12 protein-coding genes and 1 riboswitch are annotated in these 14,504 nt (G+C 40.6%); all 12 genes read right to left on the bottom strand.

The window, feature by feature from the left end; genetic code table 11:
* Positions 1-574: 574 nt before the first annotated feature.
* The 12 genes from BM098_RS12340 to BM098_RS12285 all read right to left on the bottom strand — a co-directional run bounded on the left by BM098_RS12340 (position 575) and on the right by BM098_RS12285 (position 14,241).
* Positions 575-1,135, bottom strand: coding sequence for a recombinase family protein (locus BM098_RS12340; protein ID WP_089833809.1), 561 nt, complete (start codon positions 1,133-1,135; stop codon positions 575-577).
* A gap of 401 nt (positions 1,136-1,536) precedes the next feature.
* Positions 1,537-3,174: an AMP-binding protein gene (locus BM098_RS12335; protein WP_089833807.1), complete on the bottom strand. Its 1,638-nt coding sequence runs from the start codon at positions 3,172-3,174 to the stop codon at positions 1,537-1,539.
* A gap of 28 nt (positions 3,175-3,202) precedes the next feature.
* Positions 3,203-3,922, bottom strand: coding sequence for an ABC transporter ATP-binding protein (locus tag BM098_RS12330; RefSeq protein WP_089833805.1), 720 nt, complete (start codon positions 3,920-3,922; stop codon positions 3,203-3,205).
* Entirely contained in the window at positions 3,919-4,755 is an 837-nt protein-coding gene (locus BM098_RS12325; RefSeq protein ID WP_089833803.1) for an ABC transporter permease, read from the bottom strand. The genes BM098_RS12330 and BM098_RS12325 overlap by 4 nt, the downstream gene beginning before the upstream one ends.
* A 12-nt stretch (positions 4,756-4,767) precedes the next feature.
* Positions 4,768-5,742 carry an aliphatic sulfonate ABC transporter substrate-binding protein gene (locus tag BM098_RS12320; protein WP_089833801.1) on the bottom strand — a complete coding sequence of 325 codons (975 nt, stop codon included), beginning with the start codon at positions 5,740-5,742 and terminating at the stop codon, positions 4,768-4,770.
* Positions 5,743-5,810: 68 nt separating this feature from the next.
* Complete coding sequence (locus BM098_RS12315; RefSeq protein ID WP_089833800.1) at positions 5,811-7,589, bottom strand: PLP-dependent aspartate aminotransferase family protein; 1,779 nt, start codon at positions 7,587-7,589, stop codon at positions 5,811-5,813.
* A gap of 134 nt (positions 7,590-7,723) precedes the next feature.
* Positions 7,724-7,829, bottom strand: a riboswitch (SAM riboswitch).
* A gap of 166 nt (positions 7,830-7,995) precedes the next feature.
* Entirely contained in the window at positions 7,996-10,428 is a 2,433-nt protein-coding gene (locus tag BM098_RS12310; RefSeq protein WP_089833798.1) for an ATP-dependent Clp protease ATP-binding subunit, read from the bottom strand.
* Positions 10,429-10,442: 14 nt separating this feature from the next.
* A complete protein-coding gene (locus BM098_RS12305) occupies positions 10,443-11,513 on the bottom strand; it encodes a protein-arginine kinase McsB (protein ID WP_089833796.1) in 1,071 nt (356 codons plus the stop codon).
* A gap of 1 nt (position 11,514) precedes the next feature.
* Positions 11,515-12,048, bottom strand: a complete 534-nt coding sequence (locus BM098_RS12300; RefSeq protein ID WP_089833795.1) for a UvrB/UvrC motif-containing protein — start codon at positions 12,046-12,048, stop codon at positions 11,515-11,517.
* A 16-nt stretch (positions 12,049-12,064) separates the two neighbouring features.
* On the bottom strand, positions 12,065-12,535 hold the full coding sequence (locus BM098_RS12295) for a CtsR family transcriptional regulator (protein ID WP_089833793.1): 471 nt from the start codon (positions 12,533-12,535) through the stop codon (positions 12,065-12,067).
* 80 nt (positions 12,536-12,615) lie between these two features.
* Positions 12,616-13,305 carry an MgtC/SapB family protein gene (locus BM098_RS12290; RefSeq protein WP_089833791.1) on the bottom strand — a complete coding sequence of 230 codons (690 nt, stop codon included), beginning with the start codon at positions 13,303-13,305 and terminating at the stop codon, positions 12,616-12,618.
* An 84-nt stretch (positions 13,306-13,389) separates the two neighbouring features.
* Complete coding sequence (locus tag BM098_RS12285) at positions 13,390-14,241, bottom strand: DegV family protein (RefSeq protein ID WP_089833789.1); 852 nt, start codon at positions 14,239-14,241, stop codon at positions 13,390-13,392.
* Positions 14,242-14,504 lie beyond the last annotated feature (263 nt).

The following is a 14,504-nucleotide window of genomic DNA, read 5'->3' as shown; positions in this document are numbered from 1 at the left end:
CTATTATCTTAACCCTTTTCCTCAATAAATTTCAACTCTTCATAACGTTCCAACCCTTGGTATATCAACGAAAATTTTATACTTTCCTATACTATAAAAAATGTAAAAATACGTCAATTACTATAGTTTTTTAAGCTAAACTAGGGTAGAAATTTATAAATTAATTACAGTAAGAATGTTATAAAAATACATCACAAAAAAATGTAACAAACCAATAAATAGTGTTGTATAAACACCTGGAATTATAACGGAATTAATCTTTTCTAACCAACCATTCATAAATATTTTACGTTTATCGTTGGGTTTGTGTCAAGTTGTTCTTAATAGAGTTGTTAAATGAAAATGAGAGTGCGTATTATTTTACGATTTCAGTGTTTTTCACTAATAGTTTTAAGGGAATTAACGCCACGATTATGGTTGTTTTGATAATTCTATTTAAATCTTTCCATAGCCAACAAGTTTTTAGTACATCTTTAAAATCTACTCTTATCAATCGTTATATAATCTTGTGCCATATATGTCGGTGTGTTTGCCTAGTCTACATTTTTACAAATAGCGCGATTATTTGATATTGTTACTTTTCTTTTAAAAGTTTGTATACAGTACTTCGCCCGATATTAAACTCTTTCGCAATATCCTTCGCACTTTCACCTTGTTCAAAGAGTATTTTTATTTGCCGTCTGGTTTTTAAATCTATTTTGGGGCGACCACCGATTCGCCCTCTTAATCTAGCAGCCTCTAGACCTGCTCTTGTACGTTCGTTGATAATATCACGCTCAAACTCAGCAAACACGGATAGCATGCCGAACATGGCTCGGCCAGAGGCTGTTGTTGTATCGATATTATCCTGTAAGCTAATAAACTCGACATCTTTTTCTTTCAGTTTATCAGCTATATCAAAAAGCTGCTTAGATGAACGAGCAAGTCGATCAAGTTTATAGACAACAAATTTATTCCCTTTTTGAGCAGCACGTAACGCATTATGTAACTCTGTCCGATCTTTTTTTGCTCCACTTTCTTTTTCCTTGTATATTTCATAGGGTTCGTCGCAATTATCAGCATACGTTTTTATGGCATTTTCCTGTAGAGTGAAATTTTGATCTTGAGTAGATACTCGGATATAACCTATGATCATTGTCTATCCCTCCATACGTTTTATATAATATCATTATAGACGAGTTTATAGACAAACAAAAGAGCCTAACGTGTTATATTTAACGCGTTAGGCTCTTGTCTATAAAACGATGATTTTGTGTATAATCCATCGCAAATATCTCTATATGGTCTTTAAATTAGGGAGAATCAATAGCACTCACGACCACACCTAGAGAACTTCTCTTTGCATTCAAAGACTCAGTTAGTCACCTTGAATCACCCTTTTTTATTAATATATCCAACCATCATTTGTGCGAACCCCAACTAACTCGTACCAACCAGGATTGCTAGAATTCAGATTGCCACGAACATATCAAAGCCTGTCATTCCGCTATTTTATTTTCATCACTACTAGCAATCCCCATTAAGGTGTCTGGCTAACTATGACAGCTTAACTAACTGTTCTCGCTGCTTTAATTCTCTTCGTAAAATTTTTCCGCTGATTTGTGTTTTTGGTAACTCATCGAGCACCGTGATTTCTTTTGGGGCACTGTGAAAGGAGAGTTGATGTTTCACAAACACTTTAATCTCATCTATTAAATCCTCCGTCTCAACAAAATGATCATTCAATGTAATATAGGCTTTCACAATCTCACCACTGACCTCATCAGGTTTTCCAATGACACCTGCTTCTTTTACCGCTGGGTGTTTAACTAAGGCACTCTCTACTTCAAATGGTCCAATCCGCTCACCACGCGCATTGATCATATCATCAACGCGACCGGAGAAGAAAATATAACCATCTTCATCTTGGTAACATAAGTCACCGGATAAATAATAACCCGCGTCATTAAAATAGCCATCAAATTTGGCTTTGTTTTTCCAAATTGTCTGCATCAGACCAGGCCACGGGGCTTTTACCGCTAACTGGCCAATGGTTCCGTGCGGGACTTCATTACCATCATCATCAAGAATCTTGACGGTAATGCCAGGGAATGGTCGGCCCATTGATCCGGGTTTAATCACTTCAGATGGTAAATTTACCACAATGTGACCCCCGGTTTCAGTCATCCACCACGTATCATGAATCCGCACATGAAGATACTTTTTGGCCCAGGTGATGACCTCTGGGTTCAACGGTTCTCCGACACTTAAGACATGCCGTAATGAATCCAATTGAAATGATTGGTACACATCTCCAGCCGCTTTTAATAACCGAAACGCTGTTGGGGCACTATATAAAACCGTCACTTTTAACCGATCAATTACCCGGTACCACTGTTTAGCATCAAAACGACCCGCTTGCACAACAATCGTCGCCGCATTTAACCACGGGGCGAACAGGCCGTAGACACTACCCGTGACCCACCCAGGGTGAGACGTACACCAATAAATATCATCCGGTTTTAAGTCCAGCACCCAATGACCAGATAATTGATGATGGAGATAAGCACGGTGAGCATGAATCACACCTTTTGGTTGCCCGGTTGATCCACTTGTGTAATGCATGAGAAACGGTGTCTCTGGTGTTGCCCAGTAGACATAATCATCTTCTACCGTTAAGTTATGAAGGTCTTCTTCATATAAGACCTCCGTCACTGACGGTACCGCTTGAAAGTCAATACGAGAAGCAAAGTTCTTTGTGGTGATCAATACTTTTCCATAGCTATCATTGATTCGTTCATGTAGCGCATCGGTCATAAAACCTTCAAAGAGTGGTACCGCAATCGCCCCGATTTTAATGGCAGCGAGTATCGCAAAGTAATTGGTTGGGTTTTTCGGTAAGAAGATATACACCCGCTCTCCTACTTGTATTTCTCGTTCTCTTAAGACATGTACAAGCTGATCCACCTGTTGTTTTACTTCACGAAACGTGTAAGACACCACTTCTTCTCCATTCACGTAATGAAGAGCTATTTTTGCTCCTAAGCCACTTTTTACATGTTGGTCTACAGCAAAGTACGCCACATTCACCGCTTCTTTCTTGTGTGCATGCTGGTAGTCAGTAAAATTGAATGATTGATACGTCTGTTCATAATCTGTTAAATTATAGGTTCCTGGTTGTGCTAGTAAGGCCATTGTCATCCCCCCGTTGTGTGATTGAGATTTATATGTGTAATGTCGTTAATATTTTTTGTTTTACTTGTTGTAAGTCTCGGCTTGTGCGCGTGCGTGGACGCGGGCTATCTATTTCAATAATGTCTTGAATCGTTCCCGGTTGACTGGATAGCACGACAATACGATCAGCAAGGTACAACGCCTCATCAATGTCATGTGTCACCATCACCATTGTCGTATTATATTTGCCCTGTATTTTTAGTAATAAGTCTTGAAGTTCGAGCTTCGTAAAGTGATCAAGTGCACTAAACGGTTCATCTAACAGTAAGACTTCTGGGTCACAGACAAGTGCTCGCGCAATCGCGGCGCGCTGACTCATGCCGCCTGAGAGTGCTTTTGGATAAAGATGAGCTTTCCCGGTTAAACCAACATAGTTAATAAAGCGATCAACTCGCTTTATTGTCGCTTGATTTGGTTGTTTTAAGCCAAAGCGGATATTCTCTAATACATTCAGCCACGGCAATAGTCTCGGTTCTTGAAAGACAATACCAATCTCATCTCTCACACCTGTTAAGGGTGTATCTTGAAAAGATACGGTCCCCTCATAAGCTAAGTCAAGACCAGATAGCGTGCGTAAGAGCGTACTTTTACCGCATCCACTCTTCCCGAGTAAGCAAATGATTTCTCCTTCGTGAATCGTAAGATCAATCGCTTGGATGGCTGTCACATCATTAAATGTACGCGTGAGCTGTTCAACCGTTAGACTCATTTTCCTGTCCCCCTTATTTCAGTATCTTGCCAGTGAAGTAACCGTTGTTCGATAAGCTTTAGACTGCCATCGGTGACTTTCCCGATAATCGCAAATAAAATAATACTGACGAGGATCGTATCGGGTTGCAGCGTGTTTTGTCCTAAGACGAGTAAATAACCTAACCCTTCGCTTGCCCCCATCAGTTCTGCCGCCACGACAAACATAAATCCAAGACCAAGTCCGGTTCTAATGCCGGTGAAAAAGGCAGGAAAAACAGCTGGTAAAATAATTTTCGTGATTTGATGGCAAGTCGATAAACCAAACACTTTACCGACTTCCAGCCATTTTCTATCGATGGTGACAATGCCCGAAAGAACATTTAAATACACTGGGAAGAACACACCAACCGCAATCATCGTCACTTTTGATGTCTCACCTATCCCCATCCAGAGGATGAATAATGGGACCCAGGCAAGTGATGGAATCTGTCTCAATGCTTGAATGGTTGGATCAATCAACTTTTCAAGTAACGGCCAAAAACCAACAAGGATACTTAAGGTGATGGCTACCGTCGTCCCAATCCCGAAACCAATCAGTACCCTCATAAAGGTTGCCAGGATATGGGGGAGCAGTTCACCACTTTGATATAACGACACAGCTTTAAGTAACACTGCACTAGGTGCAGGGAGTTGGTAACTTTCAAATACCCCGATTCGACTAAGAAATTCCCAAACGAACAGTATGATTACCGGAAATATACTACTCACGATCACATGCTTTAAGAAGGGGGTGACGCTGATTTTATTTAGTTGAATCGTCGAATTAATCGTTAGCTGTCCTTCTTTTGTCATAACAACACCTCCTTAGTTAATAACCTCTGTTGCGATACTTGGATTAATCAATTCGTCAACGACTGATTCTAAATCATGTTCTTCATCAATCACATCACCTGATTGTAAGACTTTTCCTGATTCAATAATATGTTCAATGTGAATGTCACCTGGTACAGGGTTAGAAAAGTCATTCCGTTCCAGTTGTCGAGCGGCGACCGCTGTTGAGATCTCAGCTTTCTCACTGATCAGTTCAACCGCTTCTCTTTCGTTTTCAATAATCCAAGTTCTTGCTTTCTCATACAAACCAATCACTTCCCCGACATAGTCCGGATATTTTTCTAAGAAGTCACTACGTACATTGAGGAAGCCATACGTGTTAAAGTCTGGTTCTCTAAAGAATAATTCTGCCTGTTGGTCAAGCTCTAACTTAGCCATATGTGGGTCGAGTCCTGCCCATGCATCGACTTGGTTTTGTGATAAGCTCACCGCTCCGTCTCCGTGTTGGAGATTAACCAGTTCAATATCACTTGCCGTTAAGCCGGATGCATTGAGCGCTCGTAGTAAGAAAATATACGGGTCTGTTCCAATGGTGGCGGCGACTTTCTTGCCTTTTAAACCTTCAACCGATTCGATGTCACTGTCCTTATTTGTCACAAGTGCGGTCCACTCTGGTTTTGAGTAGATATAAACCGTTTCAATCGGTGACCCATTGGTTTTTGAGATAAGCGCCGCAGCACCCGCGGTTGAACCGAAGTCAACACTGTTAGAATTTAAAAACTCTAACGCTTTATTACTGCCTTGACTAAAAGCCCATTCCACTTCAATGCCTTCTTCTTCAAACAACTCTTCCGCCCAGCCGAATTCATGTAACACTAGGCTCGTTGGTGAGTAGTGGGCGTAATCCAACCGGATTTTTTCTGGTTTCCCTTCACCCGCTGCTGATTGATTACATCCAGCAAGTACAAACGTTAATAAAATGAGTCCAACAACAATAATTTTTTTCATAACCACATGATCTCCTTTAACTAATTAATATTGATATTATAAGTTTTTTTCTGTCCGTTACGTTGATACTAAAGCTCACATTGATACGTCACTACCGAACCGCGCAGGCGCTGAGCTTCCTTAAACGTACAGCGGTTATGGACAACATCTAGTCCTGCTTGTTTGGCAATCTGACAAGCTTCGTCATTCACCACCCCTTCTTGGAGCCAGAACACTTTTGGTTTTACTTTAATGGCTTCTTTGGCAATCCCAACGGCCGCTTCTGGTGCACGGAACACTTGGACAATATCGATTGCTTCGTTAACACTTTGAAGATCCGGAAAAGAAGCTTCACCTAAAATCTCTGTTTCCCGTGGATTGACTGGAATGATTTTATAACCAAGGCGCTGCATTTTAGCTGCTAACCGATAACTGGGTCGCTCCTTTTTACCACTTAAGCCAACGACCGCAATCGTCTTAGGTTTCACTTCACCTTTCTCCGTCTTATGACTGGATGATAATGACCACTGAATCACGGCTTCATCATTGATTTTAATTGACCGCGAGCCAGCTGTTTCAATCCCTGTTACTGTGGTTAACGCTCGGTCTAAGTCATGGATAAGGTCATCAATATGTTCAAGGCCAACTGAGAGGCGAATCAAGTCGTCTGTGACCCCGGTTTGTTTGAGTTCTTCTGTTGATAATTGTTGGTGCGTGGTGGAAGCAGGATGAATAATCAGTGACTTCGCATCGCCTACATTAGCAACATGTGACCATAAACTCACCGCTTCAATGACTGCCTTTCCTTCATCCCGTCCACCTTTAATGCCAAACGTAATAATGGAACCAAAACCATTATTCAGACGTTGTTTTGCTGCGGCATGTGAAGGATGAGACGCTAGACCCGGATAATTCACCCAATCAATCGCAGGATGCTGATCTAAATAAGTGGCGAGCTTTAAGGCGTTCTGATTATGCCGCTCCACTCTAAGATGTAACGTCTCTAACCCCTGTAGTAAGCGAAAAGCAGAATCAGGACTAAGACACGCCCCAAAGTCTCTTAACAGTTGCACACGTAATTTAACAGAAAAAGCAAGACCACCAAATTCATTGGCGTAGCGAATGTTGTTGTAACTTGGGTCTGGTTCAGTGAAGCCTTTAAATTTGTCCTGTTGCCAGTTGAAACGTCCACCGTCGACGACAACGCCACCTACGGTTGTCCCGTGACCGCCAATCCATTTGGTTGCAGAGTGAATCACGATATCGGCCCCCTGTTCAATTGGCTTAATTAAGTAAGGTGTCGCAAAGGTGTTATCAATAATGAGCGGGATTTGATGACGATGCGCAATTTCACTGACCCCTTCGACATCAAAGACATCTAAACTTGGATTTCCAATAATCTCACCAAAAACCGCTTTGGTCTGGTCGTTAATCGCCGCTTCAAATCCGGCTAAATCATTCGGTTCAACAAAACGCACCGTTATTCCATAACGTTTTAACGTTGTTTTAAAAAGATTGAAAGTCCCGCCATACAGATTAATTGCAGCGACAACTTCATCTCCTGATCCACATAAATTTAGAATCGATAAGGTAATAGCCGCCATACCAGATGACGTCGCCACAGCGGCGACACCACCTTCTAGTAAGGCCACACGCTTTTCAAATGCCTCGACGGTTGGATTGCCGATGCGCGAATAAATATTGCCGGTCTCCTCTAAGCTAAATAACCTTTTTGCATGCGTCGTATCTTGAAATACAAACGACGTTGATTGATAAATTGGAACCGCTCGTGCACCGGTCGTTGGGTCAGGGGCTGTGCCACCATGTAGGGATAAGGTATCGAGTTGGTAAGTGTCTTGATTGGTCATGGGTCATTCTCCTCTTCATTTTTAATTACGTAACCGTATGAGTAGCGGCCAGCGACGAACGCTATACTACAAAAAAACAATAAAAAAATGCCCTTTAAGCAGCTTGGATGCTTAAAGGACACGTCCTTAAATAGAACTCATCATCCAAAGCAGTTACTGCTTTGCTGGTAGGGGCACCTTAGCATAGCCAGGTTGCCGTGAAGTCGTTGAGCCAGATCTCTCGTTCACTCTTGATAATTGTTTATAAAATTTTGAATAAACTGATTATAACACAAAAAGCCGATGTGTCTAGTGGGTTTTTGAAAGTTTTTTATTTTTTAGTTTAAAAACGTGATCGCCTGCGTTAATGTAAGACATAAAAACAGAGCGCAACGACGTGATGTCATGGCGCTCTGTTTGATTGAACTTATGCATTTAAAATAATGAATTTACCTTTACTATTGAGACCAATCCGGGTTGTTTCACCCTTTTTAATCTCTTCACGTAGCAATGCTTCTGACAGCATATCTTCGATATTTTTTTGAATCGAACGACGCAGCGGTCTCGCACCGTATTCTGGATCAAAGCCTTCTTCAGCAATTTTTTCAATCGCTTTATCAGACATCGTAAAGTCTAAGTCCTGTTCGTTTAAACGTTTCTTTAATTGATCCAACATTAAGGTCACGATATCTTTCATATGTTTCTTCTCAAGTGAGTGGAAGACAATCGTTTCATCAATCCGGTTTAAGAATTCTGGACGGAAGGCTTTCTTTAACGCTTCGGTCACTTTTGATTTCATATCTTTATAATCGCGGGTTTCATCTTCTAAGTTAAAGCCAACAAACTTGTTTTGTTTTAACTCACTCGCCCCAACATTAGATGTCATAATTAAGACCGTATTTCTAAAGTCAATCAAACGGCCTTTAGAGTCGGTTAACCGGCCATCTTCTAATACTTGAAGTAAAATATTAAAGACTTCTGGGTGTGCTTTTTCAATTTCGTCTAATAAGACAACTGAGTATGGCTTACGACGAACTTTTTCCGTTAGTTGTCCGCCTTCTTCGTAGCCGACATAACCTGGAGGTGAGCCAACGAGACGTGAGGTATTATGTTTTTCCATGTACTCACTCATATCAATCCGAATCATCGCATCTTCATCGCCAAACATTGCTTCAGCTAACGCACGCGCAAGCTCAGTTTTACCGACACCTGTCGGTCCGAGGAAAATAAACGACCCTATTGGACGTTTTGGGTCTTTTAGTCCAGCTCGAGCACGACGAATCGCTTTTGATACGGCATCAACCGCTTCTTCTTGACCAATCACACGGCCGTGTAACGTATTTTCTAAGTTTAAGAGGCGATCACTTTCGTCTTTTGTTAGTGACTTAACTGGGACACCTGTCCACGTTGAGACAACTGTCGCGATATCTTCAGTCACAACTTCAGTATCAACTTGGCCTTGTTTTTCTTTCCACTTATCTTTTGTTTCTTCTAATTCCTGACGCAGTTTTTGTTCCGTATCTCTAAATGAGGCCGCTTTTTCAAATTCTTGTGATTGAACGGCGGCATCTTTTTCTTTTTTCGCTTCTTCTAACCGTTGTTCTAGCTCTTTTAAATTAGGTGGTGCTGTATATGAACGTAGTCTTACTCTAGAACCCGCTTCATCAATTAAGTCAATCGCTTTATCTGGCAAGAAACGATCAGTAATATAGCGATTTGACAAGTTGACTGCTGCATCTATTGCTTCATCAGTAATCGTTACACGGTGGTGTGCTTCGTAGCGATCACGTAAGCCTGTTAAAATTTGAATCGATTCTTCAACAGTAGGCTCATCCACTTGGATAGGCTGGAAACGACGCTCTAAAGCGGCATCTTTTTCGATATGTTTACGGTATTCATCAAGGGTAGTAGCCCCAATACATTGTAGTTCTCCGCGCGCAAGTGATGGTTTTAAAATATTGGAAGCATCAATCGCCCCTTCAGCGCCACCAGCACCGACAAGCGTATGCAATTCATCAATAAACAACAACACATTACCCGCTTGACGAATTTCTTCCATCACTTTTTTCAAGCGATCTTCAAATTCCCCGCGGTATTTTGTACCAGCGACAACAGTTCCCATATCAAGTGTCATCACACGTTTGTCACGGAGCAATTCAGGAACATCATTCGCCACGATTTTTTGAGCCAATCCTTCCGCAATCGCCGTTTTACCGACACCTGGTTCCCCGATAAGTACAGGATTACTTTTTGTTCGGCGGCTCAACACTTGAATAACACGTTCAATTTCTTTTTCCCGACCAATAACCGGGTCGATATTGCCTTCTTTTGCGATCACAGTTAAATCACGGGCTAATGAGTCTAACGTTGGGGTTTCAGCCGTATTATTTTGTGATTGACGACCATTCGCTTTACGATTCGATTCAGATGCCCCGAGTAGTTGTAAGACCTGTTGACGGGCACGATTAAGGCTCACATCTAGATTGCGCAAGACGCGTGAAGCCACCCCTTCATCCTCTCTAATGAGACCAAGTAAGATATGTTCTGTTCCAACATAGCTATGACCGAGTTTACGTGCTTCATCCATTGATAATTCAATTACTTTTTTGGCGCGTGGTGTGTAGTGAATCGTTTGTGAATGTTTTTGTCCTGTGCCGATTAAGAGCTCAACCTCTTCTTGAATATCTTCAAATTTCAGACCGAGCGACGTGAGTGCTTTTGCTGCAATACCATCACCTTCTTTAATAAGTCCAAGTAAAAGATGTTCCGTTCCTATATTCGTATGTCCTAAGCGAATCGCTTCTTCTTGCGACAACGCCAGAACTTTTTGGGCGCGTTCAGTAAATCGTCCAAACATCATAATTATTTCCTCCTTTAGTGATCATTCTCTAACATTAACCGCTCACGCATCATTGTCGCACGCAACTCATCACGTTCATGTTGATTTAAGTGACGTTTTGCATACTGTTGTAAGAATGCTGGTTGGGTTAAAACCATTAATTCGTTTAAAATCGTTTTTGATATATCTGTTATATACCCTACATCGATACCCAATCTAACATCAGATATACATTTTGCAGCTTCTTTTGATTCAATCAAGCGACTATATTTAAGGATCCCATATGAACGATAAATGCGGTCTTCTAACTCAACACCTGATTGCTTTGTTAACATGACTCTTACCGCCCGCTCGTGTTCAATCAATTTGGTAATAACACTCGATAAGTTATCAATGATATCTTTTTCTGTACGTCCCAGTGTAACTTGGTTCGACACTTGATAAATATTACCGAGGGCTTCGGTTCCCTCACCGTATATACCTCTGACGACAAGGCCTAGTTGATTAATCGCTGGAATCATTTTCTGTAACTTCTTTGTCATTGATAAAGCAGGTAAATGCACCATCACTGATGCTCTTAAGCCCGTACCAACATTTGTTGGACATGCCGTTAAGTAACCATATTTTTCGTGAAAAGCATAGTTTAACTTACTTTCAATCGCATCATCAACTAAAAAGGCTTCTGATAATGCTTCTTCAAGCTGTAAGCCCGGAAAATAGAGTTGTATTCTTAAATGATCCTCTTCATTGATCATAATCGATAATTGTTCATTTGCTGATAACATCACCCCACTATGAGCACTATGTTCATAGAGATAGGGACTAATGAGATGTTTTTCTACTAAAGCACGCGTATCGAGTGGACTCAAATCTGTTAAAGCTAAATACTGTAGGTCTTCATAATGACTAATCGTCTCACCTTGAAGTGCTTCTATCACGTGGTCACTCACTTTCCTTAACGCTTCTGAGGATGCGACTAATGGGAAGGGCGCTCCACTTAAGTTACGAGCCAAGCGTACCCTGGTACTTAAAACGATATCATCAGCTGGCCCGCATCTTTGCATCCATGGACTAATGGCCCGGTCAATAAAGGATTGAAGTGACATCTTATTCATCCTCCTCTGCGATCGATTCACCTTGTTCGAGCGCCTTAATCATATCGCGTAACTCCGCTGCTTCTTCAAATTGCTCGCTTTCAATACACGATTTTAATTGATCACGATACGTTTTAATTTGTTGTTGTTTTGATATGTGTGGATGTCGATGTTTTGGTACTTTACCGACATGGGCCGTATTCCCGTTATGTACCCGTTTTAACACAGGCTCAAGCTCTGAAGTAAATGTTTCATAACAATCTTTACAACCAAACTTATAATGTTTCACGAACTGGGTATACGTCATATGACAAGTCGGACAGATTTTTATTTCTTGCGCTGATGACCGCCTTTGATTATTAGCTAATGCTGAATTCATCTTAACTAAATCACTTAATAAGTCATGAATCAGATAATGATCATTTGCTTCGATTAACCCTAAGTCACTAGCACACGTATGACACAAGTGTTGTCCATGCTTATAACCATGGGTATATTGAGTAAAGTGCAGCGTTGCTGAACGCTCATGACAGTGTTCACATTTCATTTCATATTCCTCCAAACTAATGCTCTTCGTGATATTTTAACGTCGTTAACATTGCACTGAGGATACGAGCACGTAAATCATCACGATAAGGTAATTTAAACCGTAAGGTTTCACGATCGATTGCTGCCTTCATAAGTTTAGCCTCACGTAAGGTGATATAATCGGCTTCAACTAAACGACTGAGAACAGCTTCACCGATTGCCTGAGAAACACGTGGTTCAATCAAATCAATCAATTCATCCAACAGAACGTTTTGATCAGATTCAACCGCACGTTGAATCCGAATATACCCCCCACCCCCTCGTTTACTTTCAACAAGATAGCCGCGCTCTTTCGTAAATCGGGTATTGATCACATAGTTAATTTGAGATGGGACACAAGAAAACTGATCAGCGATTTCACTGCGTTTAATTTCAATGTGATTATGCTTCGCTTCTTCAAGAATCATTTTTAAGTATGCTTCGATAATATCTGAGATGTTACGCATAATCCTCTTCCTTTCTTGACTTTGACTATCTTTGACTTTATCTATATTTTATAATGCCAATAAGAAAGATGCAACTGATATCACCCATGATATACTTCTCTTACATCTTCAAGTTTAGATAACACAACGACAAGTTCACTTTTGGTGATTGCTTTACCTAATCTTACATCAGTCGTTACAATCGGGTAGTCTGATTCATCCGTATTCACATTGATATTCTGAATCACGATACCATTTTGATTATATTTCTTTAAAATATCTTCAATAGTTTGAACAGAGTTCACTAAAATAGTCAACTGTGCTAACTGCCCCCGCTTTGTTACGCGTTGTTCAAAATTATTTAAAAAGATTAAGCTTAAGAGAATAATCAATGTTGCCATAATGGCAATCCCGTACATGCCAATTCCCACAACAAGACCAAGTCCAGCAACAGCCCAAATCGAGGCAGCCGTTGTTAAACCTTTTACAGTCATACCGTTGACGATAATTGTTCCCGCTCCTAAGAAGCCAATGCCACTGACAACATATGAAGGAATCCGAGCAGGATCAAAATTAACTAAGTCCTGATTTTCAGTAATATAATCAGTAAAACCGTATAAAGACATTAACATAAGCAGCGTCGAACTCACTCCTACTAATATATGAGTCCTGAAACCAGCAGAATGCTTATTAATCTCTCGTTCAAAACCAATTAACCCTGACAAGACGAGCGCTAATACAAGTCGAATACTCATCGTGACAAAGTGTTCACCTAACAGAATATCAATCATTTATTTCTCCTTACTTTTCGTTATTTTTAAAAAATAGATCGCCAAATGGGGATCTATTTTTTAATGGGTTATGAAGTTAATGGCTTAGTTTTCTTTCAACCATGAAATAGCCATCGTCCCATGACCTGCATGGACACCAGCCACAGGTACAAGCGGCTCTACTTGAATTTTTAAGTTTTCATACATGTTCAACAGTTCGTTTTTCCATTCTTCTGCTTTTTCTTTAGCGCCTGCATGCATAATACCTAACTCTGTAAGCTCACCAGATTTATACGCTTTCTCAATGGCTTGGAAGAGATAGCGAACAGCTTTCTTTTTACTTCTTATTTTATCATCCACAATTATTTTACCTTGCTCAAAACGTAAAATTAGGTTGATATTTAATAGATTCGCAAAGACTGATTGTGTGGTACTCACACGTCCACTTTTACGTAGTTGATCTAAACTTTGAGGTAAGAGATACATTTCTAAATGATCTGGATAATGTTGAATTGTCTTAACAATGTCAGCAGCACTTTCACCTACTTCAGCCATGTGAAGTCCTTTACGAATCATTTGACCGAGCGCAAATGACCCGACTTTTGAGTCGATAACAGTAACATCTAAGTCGACCATTTGAGCCGCACTCATTGAACTTTGATACGTACCTGTTAATGCACTTGAAGCGTGAACCGCAATCACTTTATCATACGCGCCTGAACTAGCCAGTTGTTCATATAATGTCACAAACTCACCATAGGCCGGTTGACTGGTCTTAGCTCCTTCACCGTATTGTTTTAATAATTCATAGACTTCTTCTTTGCTGATTTCAATATCTTCTCGGTAAGAAATGTTATTGATATTAACAATCATCGGTAAGACATGAATATCATGTTCTTCAATAAATGACTGAGGTAATCCACATGTACTATCTGTCACCCATGCAATCTTTTCCATAGATAAATACTCCTTTGACGTCAGGCGAAAGCCTCACTTTTTTCTACTGATTCCTATACTATAGCATACTCTTATGCCTTCTCCAATATTAGCGAGAAGATTCTTTTTTTGTCGCTTGCTTTTCTCTTAAATTATATTATAACATAAAAAACCCCCACTTAAGGAAGACCTTAAATGAGGGTTTTAGTTGCTTAGCGACGTCCTACTCTCGCGGGGCTTAAGCCCAACTACCATCGGCGCTGAAGAGCTTAACTGCTGTGTTC

It is taken from the genome of Halolactibacillus halophilus (assembly GCF_900115605.1).
In the GTDB taxonomy this organism is placed as follows: domain Bacteria; phylum Bacillota; class Bacilli; order Bacillales; family Amphibacillaceae; genus Halolactibacillus; species Halolactibacillus halophilus.
The sequence above is the reverse complement of the archived record's forward strand: the minus strand, read 5'-3'. Positions and strand labels throughout refer to the sequence as shown.

Excerpts from the sequence above, each read along its gene's own strand:
- BM098_RS12340 (WP_089833809.1), bottom strand. The coding sequence starts at position 1,135 with ATGATCATAGGTTATATCCGAGTATCTACTCAAGATCAAAATTTCACT.
- BM098_RS12335 (WP_089833807.1), bottom strand. The coding sequence starts at position 3,174 with ATGGCCTTACTAGCACAACCAGGAACCTATAATTTAACAGATTATGAA.
- BM098_RS12330 (WP_089833805.1), bottom strand. The coding sequence starts at position 3,922 with ATGAGTCTAACGGTTGAACAGCTCACGCGTACATTTAATGATGTGACA.
- BM098_RS12325 (WP_089833803.1), bottom strand. The coding sequence starts at position 4,755 with ATGACAAAAGAAGGACAGCTAACGATTAATTCGACGATTCAACTAAAT.
- BM098_RS12320 (WP_089833801.1), bottom strand. The coding sequence starts at position 5,742 with ATGAAAAAAATTATTGTTGTTGGACTCATTTTATTAACGTTTGTACTT.
- BM098_RS12315 (WP_089833800.1), bottom strand. The coding sequence starts at position 7,589 with ATGACCAATCAAGACACTTACCAACTCGATACCTTATCCCTACATGGT.
- BM098_RS12310 (WP_089833798.1), bottom strand. The coding sequence starts at position 10,428 with ATGATGTTTGGACGATTTACTGAACGCGCCCAAAAAGTTCTGGCGTTG.
- BM098_RS12305 (WP_089833796.1), bottom strand. The coding sequence starts at position 11,513 with ATGTCACTTCAATCCTTTATTGACCGGGCCATTAGTCCATGGATGCAA.
- BM098_RS12300 (WP_089833795.1), bottom strand. The coding sequence starts at position 12,048 with ATGAAATGTGAACACTGTCATGAGCGTTCAGCAACGCTGCACTTTACT.
- BM098_RS12295 (WP_089833793.1), bottom strand. The coding sequence starts at position 12,535 with ATGCGTAACATCTCAGATATTATCGAAGCATACTTAAAAATGATTCTT.
- BM098_RS12290 (WP_089833791.1), bottom strand. The coding sequence starts at position 13,305 with ATGATTGATATTCTGTTAGGTGAACACTTTGTCACGATGAGTATTCGA.
- BM098_RS12285 (WP_089833789.1), bottom strand. The coding sequence starts at position 14,241 with ATGGAAAAGATTGCATGGGTGACAGATAGTACATGTGGATTACCTCAG.